Source organism: Microbacterium sp. JZ37 (assembly GCF_035188445.1).
GTDB lineage: Bacteria > Actinomycetota > Actinomycetes > Actinomycetales > Microbacteriaceae > Microbacterium > Microbacterium barkeri.
In genome coordinates, this window is record NZ_CP045253.1 from 191,533 (window position 1) to 210,145 (window position 18,613).

Annotated in this window: 15 protein-coding genes and 1 tRNA gene; 13 read left to right on the plus strand and 3 right to left on the minus strand. The window is 69.4% G+C overall.

What is annotated here, in order from left to right; all coding sequences use genetic code 11:
• Positions 1 to 65 precede the first annotated feature (65 nt).
• A tRNA-Cys gene (locus GC092_RS00860) sits at positions 66 to 136 on the plus strand.
• 23 nt (positions 137 to 159) lie between these two features.
• Complete coding sequence (locus GC092_RS00865; protein WP_324013515.1) at positions 160 to 747, plus strand: 2'-5' RNA ligase family protein; 588 nt, start codon at positions 160 to 162, stop codon at positions 745 to 747.
• Positions 748 to 777: 30 nt separating this feature from the next.
• Here the strand turns inward: GC092_RS00865 and GC092_RS00870 are convergent, their stop codons facing one another.
• Positions 778 to 1,140, minus strand: coding sequence for a MerR family transcriptional regulator (locus tag GC092_RS00870; protein WP_324013517.1), 363 nt, complete (start codon positions 1,138 to 1,140; stop codon positions 778 to 780).
• Positions 1,141 to 1,190: 50 nt separating this feature from the next.
• Here GC092_RS00870 and GC092_RS00875 point away from each other — a divergent pair, with 50 nt between their 5' ends.
• Positions 1,191 to 2,081: an aldo/keto reductase gene (locus tag GC092_RS00875; RefSeq protein WP_324013518.1), complete on the plus strand. Its 891-nt coding sequence runs from the start codon at positions 1,191 to 1,193 to the stop codon at positions 2,079 to 2,081.
• A 1-nt stretch (position 2,082) separates the two neighbouring features.
• Here GC092_RS00875 and GC092_RS00880 read toward each other — a convergent pair whose 3' ends face one another.
• Positions 2,083 to 2,601, minus strand: coding sequence for an ATP-dependent endonuclease (locus GC092_RS00880; protein ID WP_324013519.1), 519 nt, complete (start codon positions 2,599 to 2,601; stop codon positions 2,083 to 2,085).
• A gap of 138 nt (positions 2,602 to 2,739) precedes the next feature.
• Between GC092_RS00880 and GC092_RS00885 the strand changes: the two genes are divergently transcribed.
• The 6 genes from GC092_RS00885 (at position 2,740) to GC092_RS00910 (ending at position 12,731) form a co-directional block, all read left to right on the plus strand.
• Entirely contained in the window at positions 2,740 to 3,756 is a 1,017-nt protein-coding gene (locus tag GC092_RS00885) for a LacI family DNA-binding transcriptional regulator (RefSeq protein ID WP_324013520.1), read from the plus strand.
• A gap of 47 nt (positions 3,757 to 3,803) precedes the next feature.
• Positions 3,804 to 5,063 (plus strand): sugar ABC transporter substrate-binding protein, encoded by a 1,260-nt coding sequence (locus GC092_RS00890; RefSeq protein ID WP_324013521.1) that lies wholly within the window; start codon positions 3,804 to 3,806, stop codon positions 5,061 to 5,063.
• A 57-nt stretch (positions 5,064 to 5,120) separates the two neighbouring features.
• Positions 5,121 to 6,095, plus strand: coding sequence for a carbohydrate ABC transporter permease (locus GC092_RS00895; protein ID WP_324013522.1), 975 nt, complete (start codon positions 5,121 to 5,123; stop codon positions 6,093 to 6,095).
• The gene (locus tag GC092_RS00900; protein ID WP_324013524.1) at positions 6,092 to 6,910 is read left to right on the plus strand and encodes a carbohydrate ABC transporter permease; all 819 of its coding nucleotides are present in this window, start codon (positions 6,092 to 6,094) and stop codon (positions 6,908 to 6,910) included. The genes GC092_RS00895 and GC092_RS00900 overlap by 4 nt, the downstream gene beginning before the upstream one ends.
• A gap of 3 nt (positions 6,911 to 6,913) precedes the next feature.
• Positions 6,914 to 8,851 (plus strand): glycoside hydrolase family 127 protein, encoded by a 1,938-nt coding sequence (locus tag GC092_RS00905; RefSeq protein WP_324013526.1) that lies wholly within the window; start codon positions 6,914 to 6,916, stop codon positions 8,849 to 8,851.
• Between the two features lie 70 nt (positions 8,852 to 8,921).
• Positions 8,922 to 12,731: a LamG-like jellyroll fold domain-containing protein gene (locus GC092_RS00910; protein ID WP_324013528.1), complete on the plus strand. Its 3,810-nt coding sequence runs from the start codon at positions 8,922 to 8,924 to the stop codon at positions 12,729 to 12,731.
• An 84-nt stretch (positions 12,732 to 12,815) separates the two neighbouring features.
• Here GC092_RS00910 and GC092_RS00915 read toward each other — a convergent pair whose 3' ends face one another.
• Positions 12,816 to 13,853 carry a LacI family DNA-binding transcriptional regulator gene (locus GC092_RS00915; RefSeq protein ID WP_324013530.1) on the minus strand — a complete coding sequence of 346 codons (1,038 nt, stop codon included), beginning with the start codon at positions 13,851 to 13,853 and terminating at the stop codon, positions 12,816 to 12,818.
• A gap of 175 nt (positions 13,854 to 14,028) precedes the next feature.
• Between GC092_RS00915 and GC092_RS00920 the strand changes: the two genes are divergently transcribed.
• From GC092_RS00920 to GC092_RS00935, 4 genes are all read left to right on the plus strand, one after another.
• Positions 14,029 to 15,411: an ABC transporter substrate-binding protein gene (locus GC092_RS00920; RefSeq protein WP_282979890.1), complete on the plus strand. Its 1,383-nt coding sequence runs from the start codon at positions 14,029 to 14,031 to the stop codon at positions 15,409 to 15,411.
• A complete protein-coding gene (locus GC092_RS00925) occupies positions 15,411 to 16,370 on the plus strand; it encodes a carbohydrate ABC transporter permease (RefSeq protein WP_271174117.1) in 960 nt (319 codons plus the stop codon). The genes GC092_RS00920 and GC092_RS00925 overlap by 1 nt, the downstream gene beginning before the upstream one ends.
• A gap of 9 nt (positions 16,371 to 16,379) precedes the next feature.
• Positions 16,380 to 17,213 carry a carbohydrate ABC transporter permease gene (locus GC092_RS00930; protein ID WP_282979889.1) on the plus strand — a complete coding sequence of 278 codons (834 nt, stop codon included), beginning with the start codon at positions 16,380 to 16,382 and terminating at the stop codon, positions 17,211 to 17,213.
• A gap of 66 nt (positions 17,214 to 17,279) precedes the next feature.
• Complete coding sequence (locus GC092_RS00935) at positions 17,280 to 18,578, plus strand: glycoside hydrolase family 32 protein (RefSeq protein WP_324013534.1); 1,299 nt, start codon at positions 17,280 to 17,282, stop codon at positions 18,576 to 18,578.
• The last annotated feature ends 35 nt before the right edge of the window (positions 18,579 to 18,613 follow it).

Here is an 18,613-nt window from a genome sequence, read left to right on the forward strand (position 1 = left end):
GTCTGACCGCCGTTCGGAAACACAGGGCCCTGCCCGGTCAGTGCGCCGATATCGTCGGTGGTCACGGTGCCTTGGCCGAGCGGTGAGGCAGCGGCCTGCAAAGCCGCGCAGGCGGGTTCGACTCCCGCAGGCACCTCGTCCCCGTCGAAGGAGAGGCCCGTGAAGCGCGCGATCATGACCGACCCCGAGCAGCTGCGATCGCTCGAGGGCCAGCAGTACGTCGTGCTCTGCCCGACGGGCCCGGTGGCCGCGTTCTTCGACTCGACGCAGGAGGAGCTCCGCGCGGCGGTGCCGACGGCGCCCTTCCCGACGGTCGGGCACGTGACGCTGCGCGGCTTCTCGGAAGCGCGCCGCGTCGGAGAGCTCCGCGATGAGATCCGGGCCTGGGCGGCGGGGATCCCTCCCATCGAGCTGCAGGTGGACGCCGTCGACGCCTTCCCTGCGCCCTTTCAGATCGTCGTCACGCGGCTCGCCCGGACCGCGTCGCTCGTCGACGCCTACTCGAGCCTCACCGATCTCCTCGAGGCCACGGACTTCCGTCGGATCGGCGAGCTGCCCCTGGAGCAGTGGGTCTTCCATCTCTCGCTCATCTACGGCGCAGCGTTCTCCGCGGAGGAATGGGAGGCGCTGCGTCGCGGAGCCGTCCGCGACATCCCCTCGGGCCCCAGCGAGACGGTCGCGAGCGTCGAGTTCGTGTGGTTCGAGGGCGGTGCCGAGCACTCCGAGACGATCGCGCTCGGGGCCTGACCGCCGTGATTCACCCGCCGCCCGCGGACGTCACACCGCGACGAGTCGGCGCAGCCCCTCGACCGTCTCGCGCTGATGGTCGAGCGTCTCGATGCGCTCGTCGATGGACTCGAGATGCTCACGGAGGTAGTCGGCGACGCACGCGTCGAGTCTGACGCCATCGCCGATGAAGCAGGGCAGGATCTTCGCGACGATCGCGAGCGGCAGGCCGGCGTCGAGCAGACGCCGGATGCGGAGCACCGTCTCGACGGAGGCGCGATCGAAGCGGCGGTGCCCCGCCGCGGTGCGAACCGAGGTGATCAGGCCCTGCTGCTCGTAGTAGCGGATCGAGCGGACGCTTGAGCGCGTGCGCTCCGCCAGCTCGCCGATCCCGATCGCATCGAGACGCTCCATGTCGATCTCCTCTTGCATCTGACACTGATGTCAGGTCCTACGGTCGCCCCATGACGACGACACACGACGCAACCGCTGCCCTGACGCAAACCTTCCCGCTCGGAGGCGACCTCGCCATCCACCGGATCGGGTTCGGCGCGATGAGGCTCACGGACGCGACCGGCGATGGCACCCAGGCCGGAGCGCGGATCTGGCGGGCACCCGCTGATCCGGCTGCTGCCATCGCTGTGCTTCGCCGGGCCGTCGAGCTCGGGGTGCAGTTCATCGACACGGCCGATTCCTATGCCCTGGGTGAGAACGAGGAGCTGATCGCCCGGGCCCTGCACCCCTATGCCGAGGATCTCGTGATCGGAACCAAGGTCGGCAACCTCAGGCCTTCGCCGGAGGAGTGGGTCCCCCTGGGGCATCCCGCCTACCTCCGTCAGCAAGTCGAGCTCTCCCTCCGACGGCTCCGTCTCGACCGGATCGATCTCGTCAGCCTCCACCGTCTCGACCCGGCGTACCCCGTCAGCGACCAGGTCGGGGCTCTCGCCGAGCTGCGCGCGGAGGGCAAGATCCGGCACATCGGTCTGTCCGAGGTGTCGGTCGCCGAGATCGACGAGGCCCTCGCGGTCGCGCCGATCGCGGCCGTTCAGAACCTCTACAACGTGGGCGCGCGCGATCACGACCCCGTTGTGGACTACACGGCCGCACACGGGATCGCGTTCGTGCCGTTCTTCCCGCTCGCGGTCGGCGCCCACACGCGCGCCTCCGGAATGCTCGACGAGGTCGCGCGCAGGAACGGCGTGCTGCCGGGTCAGGTGGCGATCGCCTGGCTCCTCCGTCGCTCTGCGAACGTCGTCCCGATCCCCGGGACCACATCCATCCGCCATCTGGAGGAGAACATCGCGGCCTCGAGCGTCGAGCTGAGCGATGACGACCTGATCGCGCTCGGCGGCTGAATCACCGTGATTCACCCGCTGCTCGGACGACCTCCACGAGCGGTCGGGGCAGTTCGTCGGGGCGGAGGATCGCGACGAGAGCGGAGGCGTAGCGGAGCTTGCGCCCGCCGATCGATCCCATGAAGCGGTGAAGCACCTCCTCGACGCGGTGCTCGCGGTGGAAGGGCTGACCGCGCAGCGCGCGCCACGCGGGCAGGTCGCCCTCCGCCTCGATGACGTCGAGCACGCGGTCGGCTCCCGCCGCGCGGATCAGCTCCTCCTCGAGATCGCGCTCGCACGAGAAGAGAGCGGATGGCTGCGCCGACGAATGCGCGAGCGCGCGCTCGACACGGTGGTGCTCGGGTGCGTCGTAGAGCACGACGACGCGGTCGGCCGCGTGCTCCTCAAGGTGACGCAGCAGGTTCGTGATGCCGTACATGACGACGATCTCGGCCGAGAGCGGGCGACGCAAGGCCGCCGCCGCGGCCTGCAGCGCCGCGCGGTCGCTCTCGCCCTCGACGAGGATCACGGTCCGCGACATGAGGGGACCGTAGCAGGGCCAGAGGGCTCTGTCGCGGCGCGACGACATGCGGTCAGAACCTCCCTCTTGCGCCGACCGAGGCGCATCCGCTAGCTTCGAACCGGTTCGAAGTCGAACCGGTTCGAAGTGGAGGACAGCATGGTCACCATCGGGGACGTCGCCCGCGTCGCAGGCGTCTCGCGGAGCACCGCCTCGTACGCGCTGTCGGGGAAGCGGGCCATCTCGCCGGAGGTCCGCCAGCGCGTGGAAGAGGCGGTCCGGTCACTTGGCTTCACCCCGAACGCCGGAGCCCGTGCTCTGGCGACATCGCAGACGAAGGTGCTGGGGGTGCTCGCCCGGTTCCTCTCAGACGAGTTCGCGCCCGCCATGCTGCAGTACATCCTCGGAATCTCCGACTGCGCTCGCGCGCGCGGCTACGACACCCTGCTGATCTCCGAGGAGGACGGGGTCGCGGCTCTCAAGCGCATCTCGGACTCCCGCATGGTCGACGGGTTTGTCCTCCTCAACGTCGCCGAGAACGACACCCGCCTCGCGCCGCTGCGCGCTGCGCAGCAGCCCGGTGCTCTCGTCGGACTGCCCGCCGACACATCGGGCGTCGACGTGTTCGATCTCGACTTCGTCGCGACCGGCCGTCTCATGGTCGACCGTCTTCACGAGCTCGGTCATCGCGACCTGATCCTCGTCTCTCAGCCGGAGCACGTCGTGGAGCGCGGCGGCGCGTACGTATGGCGCCTCGCCGACGCTGCAGCGGGGCGCGCCGAAGAGCTGGGGATCACGCTGCACCGCTATTTCGGCGCATCGAGCCAGCCCGACATCGGGCGCGATCTGGTGTCGTTCCTCGACGCGCATCCGGACGTCACGGGGTTGCTGTTGAACAACGAGGCGGCGGCGGCGGCCTTGCCCAGCGTCCTGTGGGAGCGCGGTCTCAGGACTCCCGAAGACCTCTCCGTCATCGGACGCTACTCCGATGACTTCGCCCGCACGTTCTCCCTTCCGTTCTCTTCCGTCGACAGTGCGGCGGCCGAACTCGGCCGACGTGCCGTCGAGCAGCTCGTCGCCCGGATCGAGGGCGCCGACGTGCCCCACACCGTAGAGCTCATCCCACCCGTCATCCACGATCGCGGCTCCATCGCCGCACCCCCCGCTCGCGCCTGACAGCATCCGCCCGCACCCGACGGGCATCCCGTTCAAGGAGGAACCCCATGATCATCAGGAACCTGCGCAGGCCGCTCGCGCTCGCGAGCGCCCTGATCGCCGTCGGCGCGCTCGCCGGCTGCGCGGGCACGACCGGCACCGAAGCCGGCTCGGGCTCATCCGACACATACACCTGGTGGGATCCGTACCCGCAGCACGAGGAGGGATCCGACTGGGCCGACCGCGTGCAGGCCTGCGGCACCGAAGCGGGCGTGACGATCGAGCGCACGGCGTACGACACGACGGCCCTCACCAACCAGGCGCTCCTGGCCGCTCAGGAGAACAACTCGCCCGACATCATCCTGCTCGACAACCCCGCCGTCTCGACGCTCGCGGAGACCGGCATGGTGTCCACCGTCGATGAGCTCGGCCTGGACGTTTCCGGCGTCGACGAGAACCTCCTCGCTGCGGGCGAGCTGGACGGCGAGACCTACGGCATCCCGATCGGGGCGAACACACTTGCCCTCTACTACAACGCCGACATCCTGACCGAGGCGGGCGTCGACCCCGCCTCGATCACCGACTGGGCGAGCTTCGAGGAGGCGCTGGCAGCCGTATCCGAGACCGGCAAGCGCGGCATCACCTTCTCGGCGCTCAACACGGAGGAGGGCTCGTTCCAGTTCCTTCCGTGGTTCTGGGGCGCAGGGGCAGAGCTCACGGAGCTGAACTCGCCGGAGGCAGTCGAGGCCCTCGAGCTCTGGAAGGGGTGGCTCGATGCGGGCTACGCCCCCAACTCGGTCATCACCAACTCGCAGAACACCGTCTGGGAGGAGTTCCTCACCGGTGAGTTCGCCTTCGCCGAGAACGGCACGTGGCAGGTGAACAGCGCTGCCGAGGCCCCCTTCGAGACCGGAGTGATCACGCTGCCTGCGAAGGACGGCGGTGCCGCTCCCGCTCCGACCGGCGGCGAGTTCATCATCGCCCCCGTCCAGGCGGACACCGCGCGCTATGAGGTGACGCGCCAGATCATCGAGTGCATGACGACGTCCGAGGGGTTCGTCGAGACCGCGACGACGTTCGCGTACTACATCCCGCCCACGGCCGAGGGACAGGAGGCGCTGCTGGAGGAGGACCCGGAGCTCGAGACGTGGGTCTCTGCGGTTCAGTCGGCGAAGGGCCGCACGAGTGACAACCTCGGCACGGACTATCCGATCATCTCGGAGCAGCTCTGGACCGCTGTCCAGAGCGCGCTCTCGGGAGCCGAGTCTCCGCAGGACGCCCTCGACGCCGCGCAGGAGGCCGCCGCGGCCGAGACCGGGGGCCAGTGACCCCGTGAGAGACGCCGGGGCGGAGCCTTCTCCGCCCCGGCCCGAAACGAGAGCATCATGACCCTCACAACCTCCGCACGCACCGCCGGCGCACCGGGCGACACGGCCGCGTTCGTCGTCCCCGATCCGCGCAGGCGCCGGCCTTCGCCGCTGCTCGGATCGCGCTGGGTCGCGTTCGCCTTCGCGTTGCCTCTGCTGGCGTACCTGCTGATCTTCTACGTCTTCCCGCTCGTCCGCAGCGTCGACCTGAGCGTCCACGATTACACGATCCGCGCGTTCGTCCAGGGCAATGCCGAGTTCGTCGGCCTCGCCAACTACGTCGACATCGTGCAGTCGCCGCTGTTCGCTACGGCACTCGCGAACACGGCAGCATTCGTCTTCGTCTCGCTGCTGTTCCAGTACGCGATCGGCTTGGCGCTCGCCGTCTTCTTCCGGACGAGCTTTCCGCTGTCAGGCATCCTGCGCGGACTCTTCCTCGTGCCGTGGCTGCTCCCGCTCATCGTGTCGGCCTCGACCTGGTCGTGGATGCTCAACAGCGACAGCGGCATCGTCAACTCGGTGCTCGCCGCGTTCGGCGGGCCCCAGATCAACTGGCTGACGTCGCCCGAGACGTCGCTCACCGCGGTGATCATCGCGAACATCTGGCTCGGGATCCCCTTCAACCTCGTCATCCTCTACGCCGGCCTGCAGAACATCCCCGGCGACGTCTATGAGGCGGCGTCGCTCGACGGAGCCGGCCCGTGGCGACAGTTCTGGAGCATCACGTTTCCGCTCCTGCGTCCGGTCTCGGCCATCACGCTCCTGCTCGGGCTCGTCTACACCCTCAAAGTCGTCGACATCATCTGGATCATGACGGCCGGCGGGCCCGCGAATTCCTCGACGACGCTGGCGATCTGGTCCTACCGCGAGGCGTTCGGGACCGGCCAGCCAGACCTGTCGCCCGCGGCCGCGATCGGCAACCTCCTCATCGTGATCGCCCTCATCTTCGGATTCCTCTATCTGCGCGTGCAGCGACGCGAGGTGAACTCATGACGGCCCGACACAACTGGTGGAAGGTCGCGCTGGGCGTCATCTTCACCGCCCTGATGCTCTTCCCCGTCTACTGGATGGTCAACGTCTCGCTGACGCGCACGAGCGACCTGCGCGCGAACCCGCCGCACGTCTTCCCGTTCGACCCGACGTTCGAGGGTTTCGAAGCGGTCTTCCGCCAGCAGCTCCCGAACCTCGGCACGAGCCTGCTCATCGGCCTCGGCTGCGTGGTGCTGACGGTCGTCATCGCAGCACCGGCGGCCTACGCGATCGCGCTGCTCAACCTCCGCGGAGGGCGCACGCTGAACTTCCTCCTGCTGGTGGCGCAGATGATCCCGGCCGTGGTCATGGCGATGGGCTTCTACGCGATCTACGTCCGCCTCGGACTGCTCAACAGCGTGTGGGGCCTCATCCTCGCCGACTCGACGGTCGCCGTGCCGTTCGGCGTGCTGCTCTTCAGCGCGTTCATGACCGGTCTGCCACGGGAGCTGCTGCAGGCGGCTCGCGTGGACGGCGCGGGAGCGTGGCGCACCTTCGTGTCGATCGTGATGCCGATGAGCCGCAACTCGGTGCTCACGGTGTCGCTCTTCGCCTTCCTGTGGGCGTGGTCCGACTTCGTCTTCGCATCGACCCTCGCGCGCAACAGCGACCTGCGGCCCGTGACGCTCGGCATCTTCGCATACATCGGCAACAACACCACGCAGTGGAACGCCATCATGGCGACCGCCGTCGTCGCTTCCATCCCCGCTGCCGTCCTCCTTGTGATGGCTCAGCGCTACGTCGCCGCCGGTGTGACCGCCGGCGCAGTGAAGGACTGATCCGTGACCTCATTCTCGACCTCGACCGAGCCGTCCCCGAATGGCCTCCGCGTCGGCAGTCGTCCCGTGGCACCCGCGAACGCGCGCATTCACGGCGTGGACGTCTCGTCATACGCGCTCGACGGGGCGGGCTTCTGGGGCTCGCGGCAGCGAGTGAACGGCACGGCGACCATCGCGCACTGCCTCGAGTGGATGGAGCGGCTCGGCTGGATCGAGAACTTCGACCGGATCGCCCGCGGCGACGTGACGCGCGAGCGAGCGGGATGGCAGTTCTCCGACTCCGAGGTGTACAAGCTTCTCGAGGCGATGGCCTGGGAGCTGTCGCGCCGGGCGGACGACGAGCTCGCGGGGGCTTACGCGCGTCTCGTCGCGCGGGTCGCAGCCGCCCAGGACGACGACGGCTACCTCTCCACGGCGTTCGGCCATCCTGGACTCCCGCCCCGGTACTCCGACCTGGCGATGGGGCATGAGCTCTACAACATCGGGCACCTGCTCCAGGCGGCCGTCGCGCGGGTGCGCACCTATGGCACCGACGATCTCGTCGCCGTGGCGCGCCGTGCCGCCGACCACGTCTGCACCCGATTCTGGGATGACGAGGACGGCCTCTGCGGGCACCCTGAGATCGAGGTCGCGCTCGCGGAGTTCGGACGTGCCCTCGGCGAGCCGCGCTACGTCGAGCAGGCCCGTCGCTTTCTCGAGCGACGTGGCAGGGGGCGGCTGCCCGTGCGACCGCTGCTGTCGGCCGATTACTTCCAGGACGACGCGCCGATCCGTGAGGCCGACGTGCTGCGCGGGCATGCCGTGCGCGCGCTGTACCTGTCCGCGGGCGCCGTCGACGTTGCGGTGGAGACGCACGACGGCGACCTCCTGGCCGCGCTCGAGCGTCAGTGGTCCCGCACGGTGGAGCGGCGTACGTACCTCACAGGAGGGATGGGGTCGCGTCATCAGGATGAGGGCTTCGGCGACGACTGGGAGCTGCCGGCCGACCGTGCGTATTGCGAGACGTGTGCCGGCGTGGCCTCGGTCATGTTCGCGTGGCGGCTCCTCCTCGCGACGGGCGATGTGAAGTACGCCGACCTCATCGAGCGCACCCTCTTCAACGTGGTGGCGACGTCACCGAGCGCGGACGGCCGTGCCTTCTTCTACGCCAACCCACTTCACCAGCGGGAGGAGGCCGGTGAAGCGGCGGACGGGGTCAATCACCGCGCGGAGGGCGGTGTCCGGGCGCCGTGGTTCGATGTGTCCTGCTGTCCGACCAACGTCGCAAGGACGCTCGCCTCCCTGCCGGCCTACCTCGCCGCCGAGGAAGGCGACGCGCTCATCCTCCTGCAGTACGCCGCCGGGGAGCTCACCGGGCGAGGGCTCGTGCTGCGGATCGAGACCGACTACCCGTTCGACGGTCGCGTCCGCGTGCACGTCGTCGAAGCTCCCGACGAGGAGCGCACGTTGCGGCTGCGCGTCCCGTCATGGGCCGAGCACGCAACGCTTGCGGCACCGGACGCCGCACCGACGTTCGTCGAAGCCGGATGGGCGCAGGTGCGGCGCGTCTTCTCTCCCGGGGACGTCGTCGAGCTCGTGCTGCCTGTCGGCCCGCGCTTCACGTGGCCCGACGCCCGCATCGACGCGGTTCGGGGGACGGTGGCTGTGGAGAGGGGGCCGCTGGTGCTCTGCGTGGAGTCGCTCGATCTCCCGCCGCAGACGCGCATCGACGGCGTCCGCGTCGATACCCGCTTCGAGCCGCGTCCGGACGCCGACGGCGCCGTCGTGAGCGTCGCCATGGCACCGGAACGGGATCCGCGCGGATGGGCGTATGGCCCGGTTCCGGCGGAGAGCCCACAGGAGCGTCGATCAGAGGTCCGCCTCATCCCCTACCACCGTTGGGCCGAACGCGGTCCGTCGACCATGCGGGTCTTCCTGCCCGCGCTCACCGCCCGCAGCTGACGGCGGGCGTCACCACGCTCTCCGCCATCGGAGGGCAACGCACATACACGAGACAGAGAGGTCTTCGACCATGCGCATCACCACCAGATCCGGGCCCGCCGTGTTCCTCGCGGCGGCCGCAGTGATCAGCACGGGGCTCACCGCTCCCGCGTCCGCAGCTGAGGACGGCCCCGCGCCCGTCCTCGTCTACACGATGGATGACGTCGCCGACGGGAACGTCCCCGACTCCTCCGGCAACGGGTGGGACGGAGTCATCGTCGGCGATGTCCCGGCTGTCGAGGGTGCAGAAGGCGGCGCCATCGACGTGCGCTCGGGGAGCGTGCGGGTCCCACGGCCTGCGCTCGAGGGCGCAACCGACCTGACGGTGTCGGCGAGGATCCGTTGGGACGGATCCGGCGGAGCGTGGCAGTGGGTGTTCGGTCTGGGATCCGACACCACGCGGTACCTCTTCGCGACGCCGTCGAACGGAGAGGGCCGCATCCGCGCAGCCGTGACGACTTCGGGGGCCGGCGGCGAGGCGAAGGTCACCGGCTACGGCGCTCTGCCTTCAGATCGCTGGAGCACGCTGACGCTGACGCTCGACACCGAGGCCGACATCCTCACCGCGTATGTCGACGGAGTCGCCCTCTCCCGAGCTTCGACGACGGCGACGGCGAGCCAGCTCCTGTCGGCAGGGGCGGCAGACGCGGGCGCTATCGGCGGCTCGTTCTACCCGGATCCCGCTTTCCGCGGAGAGGTCGACGACTTCCGCGTGTACCACGACGCTCTCTCCGCCGAGGAGGTCGGCGCGCTGGTCGGCGGGGAACTGCCCGGCCTCGACGCCCTTTCCCAGACGGCGTTCGAGGTTCGGACGGCTGTCGGCGTCGCGCCGGACCTGCCCGCGTCGATCCGCGCCTCGTTCACGGACGGCGTCGACCGCGACGTGCCCGTGGAATGGGAGCCGGTCGACCCCGCTCAGTACGAACAGACCGGCACCTTCTCCGTAGACGGGACGGCGGCCGGCCAGCCCGTCACCACAGAGGTGACCGTGCACCGCGGCGAGGTCCGCATCGACCTCGGAAGCAATACCGGTCCCGTTCACGGGGGCGCGTCGGGGGTCCTGTACGGCCTCTATGGCGATGGGATGCCGACGGACAACCTCCTCGAGGGCATGAACGTGCGCAGTGTCGCGACGAAGGCGCAGGACGGCTCCCAGCACCCTGGCTCGGACGCCCTCGAGATCCTTCCGGCGCTCTCCGAGACGACGGGCGGCGACGTCTACCTTCGCGTCACCGACTGGTATCGAGGGTTCCCCTATCAGTGGCCCGGCGACACTCCGGAGGAGAAGCTCGCGGACTATCGCGACGTGCTCCGGAAGCAGCTCGACATGATCGCCGAGATCCCCGACGAGCAGCGGGCGCACCTCGTCATCGAGCCGTTCAACGAGCCCGAGGGAAACATGTTCGGCACCGGGCAGTGGAGCCTCGACGGCACGAGCTGGCTTGACGACCCGACTGCCTACTTCGCGGCCTGGGACGAGACCTATCGGACGATCAAGGCCGCGTTCCCCGACATCCGCGTCGCCGGCCCGGGCACGAGCGTCCTCTTCGATCAGATGAAGGGCTTCCTCGCGCACACTGTCGAACAGGACACGGTGCCCGACATCATCACGTGGCACGAGCTGTCGCACCCCCAGGCCATCCGCGACTCGGTCGAGCGATTCCGCGCATGGGAGGCCGCCGCCTTCGAGGGCACGGCGCGCGAGGGGGCCGAGTTGCCCATCAACATCAACGAGTACGCCTTCAACTACCACACGTCAGTCCCCGGCCAGATGATTCAGTGGATCTCCGCGATCGAGGACGCGAAGGTCGACGCCATGATCGCCTTCTGGAACATCAACGGCAACCTCGCCGACTCGGCTGTGCAGTCGAACCGGGGCAACGGCCAGTGGTGGCTCTACAACTCCTACGCGCAGCTGAGCGGGCACACCGTGGAGCTCACCCCGCCCTCGCCGGGCGAGAACTACTCCCTTCAGGGCGTGGCCGCTCTCGATGAGGAGCGTCGCGTCGCGCGAGCGCTCATCGGGGGCGCGTCTGGTGCGGCACCCGTCGACTTCGCCAACATCCCCGCGGACGTCTTCGGCGATCGTGTCGAGGTCACGGTGCGCGAGATCGAGTGGACGGGTCAGCTCGGCGACTCGAAGGGCCCCGCAGTGATCGGCGATCAGGTGCTCGAGGTCGTAGACGGCGTCGCGACGCTGCAGTTCGGCGGTGACGAGCTTCCAGCTCTCGAGGAGTCGTCGGCGTACGAGCTCGTCGTGACCCCGGCGGACGAGGCCACGGAGGCGTCCGCGCCGACCGCTCCGTGGTCAGCCGTCTACGAGGCCGAGGACGCCGACTACGCCGGCTCGGGGTACAGCCTCAACGGCCCCGAGGGCTCGCCCTCGGACGTCAGCAAGTTCTACACCTCCGGCGGGTACAACGTCGGCGGCCTGCGCACGGGCTCGGATGGCCGTCTCTCCTTCACGGTGGAGGTCCCGGAGGACGGCTCCTACGATCTCTCGGTCTACGCGAACAGCCTCAACACATACAGCCTCGTCGCGGAGAACGGCCCGACCAACGTCTTCCTGACGGTCGACGGGGCCGCTGAGCAGGAGATCCTCCTCCCGCTCGGCTACAAGTGGGTCGTCTGGGATCACGCCGACACCACCGTCGAGCTTGCTGCCGGAACGCACACGATCACGCTCGCCGCGAAGAGCCTCGACGGCTCACGCGCGACGCAGGGCGACGCCCTCGTGGACCGCATCGTCCTCACCCGCCAGGACAGCGGCGTCGACGAGTACGAGGCGACGCTGTCGGACCACGACGGCACGGCGACCTACACGGGCAACGGCACGGTCGCGCTTGCGGCGGATCAGACGGCGACGTTCTGGGTGCACGGTGCACGCGATGGTGAAGCGCTGCTCGAGGTCATCGGCTCGGGCGACGGCCGCGTCGCCGTGAACGGCGAGGAGGTGCTCGACCTCGCCCGGTCGACCGCCGGGGCTGTGCACCTGGCGGGCGGCATCAACAAGGTCACCGTGACGGGCGAAGCCACGATCGACGGCCTGCGGGTCTCGTCCGGGGCGGGAATGCTCACCGCGACCGAGTACCAGGCGGAGGACGCGACGCGGTCCGGCGTCGCTGAGATCGTCGACCTCGCGAACGCCGAGGGCGGAAAGGCCGTCTCGGGCGTCGGCGGCGAGCCGGGGAACGACAACACGCTGTCGTTCACCGTCCAGGCGGAGGAGGCCGGGCGCCACGCCGTGGTCGTGCGGTTCTCGAACCCCGAGCAGATCCCCGCGACGCACTACAACCCGAACCCCATGGCACGCCACGCCGACATCTCGGTGAACGGCGGTGACCCGCTGCGAGTGCTCTTCGTGCCGACCTTCCACCGGAACAGCTTCTGGGAGCGGACGATCGTGCTCGATCTCGAGGCGGGGGAGAACACGATCACGTTCGCCGCCGAGGAGCAGCCGAATTTCGACGGCGTGACCTACGCGGAGGACAACTGGCCGGGTATCCCGCTTCGCGCCCAGGACGCCCCCATCCTCGACCGGATCACGGTCTCGCCGCTCGCGGCCGAGATCGTGGAGGAGGAGCCGTCGGTGACCGCCCCCGAGCGCGCTCGGGCCGGCGAGACGATCCAGGTCGCGCTCGACGGTGTCCGCGAGGGGGCCGATGCCGTCATCGGCATCGGCCGCGGCGACGGCTCCCGGGCCGAGGAGATCGCGTCGGTGTCCGGAGCGGGCGCCCATGAGGTCGCCCTTCCCGGTGACCTGAAGCCCGGCAAGTGGACGATCGTCCTCTCGCTCGATGGCGAAGTCGTGGCGAGCACCCGGATTCACATCACGCGCTGATCCCCGGTCGGCGCGACGCGATCGCAGTTCCGTGGTCCGGACGGTGCGGCGGCAGAGCTCCTGCCGCCGCACCGTCCGGATCTCTCATGCTGAGAAGGGCCGCGGCGGCCCCACCGACTCCCGCTCGATGAGCGGCATGGGCACGAGCTCGTGGCCGAGCTCGCGCTCGCCGAGGATCATCGAGGCGCCGAGGGAGCCGATCTCGGGGTAGGGGAGCCGCGCGGTGGTGAGCCCTGGTCGCTGGTAGCCCGCGAGCACCTCGTCGTCGAACGAGATCACCGAGACGTCATCGGGGATCCGGCGACCCCGCTCGAGGAGCACCTGGTAGACCCCGAGCGCGACCGCGTCGTTGGACGCGAGGATCGCCGTGAGGTCGGGTTCCCGCGAGAGAAGCGCGGCCGCGGCGTCGTAGCCGAGCGCAGGCTGCCAGTCGGCGATGTCCACGCGCGCCGGGACGACCCCCGCCTCGTCGAATGCGCGCTGGATGCCGTCGAAGCGCAGCGCGATGGTCGCGCTTCGCCGGAGGTCCGACACGATCTCATCGGGCAGGTCGCCGACGAGGCCGATCCTCCGGTGCCCCGCGTCCAGCAGGTGACGCGCCACGGCGTACCCCGCTGCGCGCTCGTCGGGCAGAACGCTCGGATGATCCGAGGACGATCGCCCGTTCACGATCGCCACGGGCACGTTCGTCGAGGTCTCCGGCAGGTCGATCATGCGCGCACCCATGAGCCCGATGAGGATGCCGTCGACGCGGTGGTCGATCATCGTCTCGAACGCGTCGGCGAGGGCGCCGTCGCCGCCGCCGGTCTCGGCGATGAGCACGGTGTGCTCGTGCGCCTTGGCGACCTCGAGCGCTCCGCCGATGAGCCCCGAGGCCTGACGCGTCAGCGTGACCTGATCCGAGATGAATCCGATCGTCTGGGTCCTGCCGCGGCGGAGCACGCGGGCAGCCGGATTCGGCCGGTAGTCGAGCTCGGCCGCGGCCGCCCGCACGCGATCCGCCGCGGCGGCGGAGAGTCTCGAGCCCGGCCGGTCGTTGAGGATCATGCTCACGGCGGCCTTCGACATGCCCGCGCGCTCGGCGACGTCCGCGAGCGTGGCGCGGCGGCTCTGCTTCGGCATGGCACTCCTCGCTGCGTCCTCACCGACGCCCCGTTGCTGAATTGTTTCAGCATATCCCTCGCGCACGGTTCCCGACCATGCTACGGTGCATCTGCTGAACGCATTCAGCACTCCATTTCACGGCACACGGTCGGCTCGCGCGAGCCGCCGTGGCCCCATCCGCAGGAGCAACAACGTGGTTGAACTGAGTCGCAGGGCTGCGCTCGCCCTGCTCGGCCTCGGGATCGCCGGCACGGCGATCTCCTGGCCGCGCCTGACCGGTGCCGACATCCCCGGTCGCGGCGACGACGCGCTCACCGTCGCCCTCTTCGGGACCGCCCAGGACGCGGCCGCACGCCAGTCGCTCGTCGAGGGCTTCCAGCGTCTCCATCCCGGCATCACCGTCCGCATCGTCGCGGTCCAGGGCCAGGACTGGAGCAACTTCTTCGCGAAGATCCTCACGATGGTCGCCGCGGGCAACCCGCCCGACGTCGTGTCGGTCGCGACCGAAGGCACGCAGCTCTTCGCCGAGCGGCTCGCCCACCCGATCGATGACTACGTCCAGCGTGACGCCGCCGACCTTCAGGAGTACTTCGACGACGTCCATCCCTCGCTCATCGAGTCGTTCATGTACAAGGGGAGCCTCTTCCAGCTGCCCGACAACTTCAACGCCGCGAACGTGTACTACAACACGGCTGCGTTCGAGCGGGCGGGTCTCGAGCGGCCGCGCGACGACTGGACGGTCGACGACTTCTTCACCGTCGCGCGCACGATGAAGGACTCGGCCGAGGGGAGCTTCCTCCCGTACTTCTGGAACAACCGCCTGTGGGGCGGCGTCGTGCCGTGGCTGTACGTCAACGACGCGAGCTTCCTCACCGAGGAGAAGGCGCCGGGCGGCGACTGGCTCTGGTCGCGGTTCTACCCCGGCGAGGCGCCGCGCGGCGGCGGCTATCTGTGGCAGAACGCCGACGCGCTGAACGAGCGCACGATCGAGAGCTTCGAGGTGCTGCAGCGGATGGTCGGCGAGGGCATCGCGGCGAACCCCGCGCAGGGCGGCGGCAACGAGCTCGTCTCGCTCTTCGCCCGCGGCTCGGTCGGGATGACGCCGGCCGGCGGGTTCTGGGTGCAGGGTCTGCATGACGCGGGCTTCGCCAACGACGAGTACGACGTCACGTACTTCCCCCGGATGCGCAGCCAGCGCCACCAGTTCGGCGCGGGTGGGTACGCGATCATGCAGACGTCGCCCCGCAAGGACGAGGCGTGGGAGTGGCTCAAGTACTGCATCTCGACCGAGGGCATGGCGCTCGCCCACCAGAAGCCCGACTCCTCGCTGCCGCGCCGCACCCTGAACGCCGAGCTGTACGGCGGCGAGATCGGACCGAAGCACTGGGAGGTGTTCTACGACACCCTCGATCGCCATCCCGACACCGGGCCCATGCCCGCTCCGCCGCAGCAGGCCGCTGTGGAATCCGCGCTCATCAAGAACGTCGTCTCGACGATCACGAACGGACCCGGCGGCGTGCGCCGCGGGCTCGAGACGATGCAGCGCGACCTCGAACTCGCACTGAAGGGACGCTGATGTCCACCGTCGTCACTCCGCCGCCGAGCACGCGCGCGGCCGTCCTCCCTCGGGGCGTGAAGGGCGTTCGCCCCGAGGCCACGGCCAAGAAGGGCAGTCGCCTGCTCATCTGGGTCTTCCTCGCGCCCACCGTCATCGGGCTGGGCCTGTTCAGCTTCATCCCGATCGTCGGGTCGTTCCTTCTCGCCTTCTTCCGCTGGGACGTGATCACGGCCCCCGAGTTCGTCGGCGTGGACAACTTCGTCGAGCTCGCCGCCGACCCGACCGTGCGCGTGTCGTTCCTCAACACGATCGGCTTCGTCGTCGTCGCGGTGCTGCTCCAGCTCGCCGTCGCCCTCTTCCTCGCGGTGCTCGTCCAGTCGAAGATGCCGAGCTGGCTGCGGACGTTCTTCCGCTCATCCCTCTTCTTCCCGCTCATCCTCTCCGCGGCGTCCGTCTCGCTCGTCATGGCCTACCTGTTCAACCAGGAGTTCGGGCTCGTGAACCAGGTGCTCGGATGGTTCGGGGTCGCGAATATCGGATGGCTCACGACGGGGTTCGGCGCGAAGATCGTCGTCCTGCTCGTCTACGTCTGGCAGAACTTCGGGTTCACGTTCCTGCTCTTCCTCGGCGGCGTCTCGGCCATCCCGAAGGAGGTCTACGAGGCGTCCTCGCTCGACGGCGCGACCGGGTGGACGCAGTTCCGCCAGATCACGCTTCCGCTCGTGAGCCCGACCATGCTCGTCGCCTCGGTGATGGCGATCATCAACGCGCTGCAGATCTTCGACCAGCCGTACGTGCTCACCCGCGGCGGTCCTGGCGACGAGACCCGCACGGCGGTCATGGTGATCTACGAATCCGCCTTCCAGCAGCTCGAGTTCGGGCTCGCCTCCGCGATCGGCATCGTGCTGACCGTCCTGATCATGCTGGTGACGCTCGTGCAGTTCCAGCTCAGCAAGCGCTACGTCTTCTACGGATGAGGAACGACGATGTCCATCCACGCAGTTGAAGCCCGCTCCCCGCGGCAGGCCCTCGCCCAGGTCGGAAAGTACGCGGTGCTCGTCATCGCCGCATTCTTCACGCTCGCCCCGGTCGTCTGGACGCTCATCACGGCGCTCACGCCGTCGAACCCGGAGACGAACGAGACCGAGTTCGGCCTCGGCGCCTTCGCCGACGTCTTCGCGCAGATCCCCGTCTGGCTCTACACCTGGAACAGCGCGCTCGTCACGCTGCTCATCGCGGCCGGGCAGATGCTCACCGCCGCGATGGCCGGCTACGTCTTCGCACGATTCGAGTTCCGCAGCAAGAGGCTCCTCTTCGCGCTCATCCTCGCCACGATGATGGTGCCGATGCAGGTCACGATCGTGCCCGTGTTCATGCTGATCCGCGGCATGGGCCTGGCCGACACGCTCCTCGCGCTGATCGTGCCGATGCTGCCGACCGCGTTCGGGACGTTCCTCATGCGGCAGTACTTCATGGGGCTCCCACCCGAGCTCGCGGAGGCCGCCGAGATCGACGGCGCCGGGCCGTGGCGCGTCTTCTTCGGGGTCTACCTGCCGCTCGCGGCACCGGGTCTCGCGATCGTCGGGATCCTCGCGTTCAACTACCACTGGAACGAGTTCTTCCGCCCGCTCATCCTGACGATCAGCGAGCAGAACTTCACGCTCCCGCTCGGGCTCGTCACTCTCCAGGGCAACCTCGGCACCGGCTCGATCGCGACCGTCCTCGCAGGCGTCGTGCTCTCGATGATCCCCGCGCTGCTCGTGTTCATCTTCGGCCAGAAGCCGCTTCGCGAGGGCCTCACGGCCGGCGCGGGCAAGTAGCAGCTCCGCACGGTCGTCCCGCGTCCTGCGGGAAGCCGCGCGTCATCCCCCTCACGAAAGGACCCCATGTCGGACATCCTCGCCCCGGCCGTCGACCACCCCGATCGAAGCTTCCCGCGGCTTCACCCCCGCCCCGCGCGCGGCTGGGTGAACGACCCCAACGGCATCCTCTTCACGGAGGGGCGGTGGCACCTGTTCTTCCAGTACAACCCCGATTCGGCGCGGCACGAGCGCATCTGCTGGGGCCACGTGAGCTCGCCCGACCTGCTGCGGTGGGACGAGCATCCGATCGCCCTGCGCCCGCAGGAGGGCGGGCCCGATGCCGCCGGCTGCTTCAGCGGCGTCGGCGCGCTCGACGGCGGCGTCCCGACCGCGATCTACTCGGGGGTCGTCGGCTTCGACGGTCGCTCGGAGGTCGTGATCGCGCGCGGATCCTCCGACGCCGAGACGTGGGAGCAGACCGGACACGTCGCGGCACGGATGCCGGCCGACCCCGCGATCACGATGGTGCGGGATCCGTTCCTCTTCGAGCTCGGCGGCCGCCGCTGGGCCCTGCAGGGATCGGGTGTCGCGGGGGATCGCGGCGCGCTGCTGCTCTATGCCGCCGACGACCTCGACGCGTGGGAGGAGCATGGCTTCCTGCTCACCTCGGACGACGAGGTGGCGGCGCAGCTGCCGGCATGCGAAGGCTGGGAGTGCCCCCAGCTCGTGCGCAGCGGCGACGACTGGGTCGTGCTCGTGTCGCTGTGGCGCGACGGCCAGCCGCATCTCGGTGTCGGCTACATCATCGGCGCGCTCGACATCGATCCCGCCTCGGGCCTGCCCGCGTTCCGCGGGCGCGCTTCGGGGATCCTCGACGAGGGGGCGGCGTTCTATGCGCCGCAAGCCGTGCAGGATGAGCGCGGCGACCGCGTGCTCCTGTGGGGATGGGCGCAGGAGGTCGCGGAGGACGGCGCCCGTGCGCGCGCCCAGGAGGACAGCGACGCGCAGGGATGGTCGGGGCTGCTCACGTTCCCGCGCGAGCTGAGCGTGCGCGGCGACGACGTCGAGCTCGCACCCGCACGCGAGCTGGACGCGCTCCGAGCCCAGGAGGTCGACCCCGCAGCGCTCCCGGATCAGGCGGAGGTCCGGCTCTCGGGGGAGGGGGCGGCCGACCTGCGCCTGGGCGACCAGGTCGTGTGGCGGGGCGAGCTCGAGGGCGACGACGTGCGCATTCTCATCGACGCGTCGATCGTCGAAGTGCACCCGCGGGGACGCGCATCCGTCACCCTGCGTGCGTATCCCGCGGAGGGGGAGCACTACGCCGTGTCGGCTGAGCCGGGGGTGTCGGCGACCGCGTGGCGGCTGGCGCTGCCCCAGAAGTGAGGGCGGGCCACCGTGGCAGACAGAGAGACGGCCGG

Bases quoted from the DNA above. Each gene is read 5' to 3' on its own strand.
- GC092_RS00930 (WP_282979889.1), top strand. From the start codon at position 16,380: ATGTCCATCCACGCAGTTGAAGCCCGCTCCCCGCGGCAGGCCCTCGCC.
- GC092_RS00915 (WP_324013530.1), bottom strand. From the start codon at position 13,853: ATGCCGAAGCAGAGCCGCCGCGCCACGCTCGCGGACGTCGCCGAGCGC.
- GC092_RS00870 (WP_324013517.1), bottom strand. From the start codon at position 1,140: ATGGAGCGTCTCGATGCGATCGGGATCGGCGAGCTGGCGGAGCGCACG.
- GC092_RS00875 (WP_324013518.1), top strand. From the start codon at position 1,191: ATGACGACGACACACGACGCAACCGCTGCCCTGACGCAAACCTTCCCG.
- GC092_RS00935 (WP_324013534.1), top strand. From the start codon at position 17,280: ATGTCGGACATCCTCGCCCCGGCCGTCGACCACCCCGATCGAAGCTTC.
- GC092_RS00900 (WP_324013524.1), top strand. From the start codon at position 6,092: ATGACGGCCCGACACAACTGGTGGAAGGTCGCGCTGGGCGTCATCTTC.
- GC092_RS00885 (WP_324013520.1), top strand. From the start codon at position 2,740: ATGGTCACCATCGGGGACGTCGCCCGCGTCGCAGGCGTCTCGCGGAGC.
- GC092_RS00890 (WP_324013521.1), top strand. From the start codon at position 3,804: ATGATCATCAGGAACCTGCGCAGGCCGCTCGCGCTCGCGAGCGCCCTG.
- GC092_RS00925 (WP_271174117.1), top strand. From the start codon at position 15,411: ATGTCCACCGTCGTCACTCCGCCGCCGAGCACGCGCGCGGCCGTCCTC.
- GC092_RS00880 (WP_324013519.1), bottom strand. From the start codon at position 2,601: ATGTCGCGGACCGTGATCCTCGTCGAGGGCGAGAGCGACCGCGCGGCG.
- GC092_RS00910 (WP_324013528.1), top strand. From the start codon at position 8,922: ATGCGCATCACCACCAGATCCGGGCCCGCCGTGTTCCTCGCGGCGGCC.
- GC092_RS00895 (WP_324013522.1), top strand. From the start codon at position 5,121: ATGACCCTCACAACCTCCGCACGCACCGCCGGCGCACCGGGCGACACG.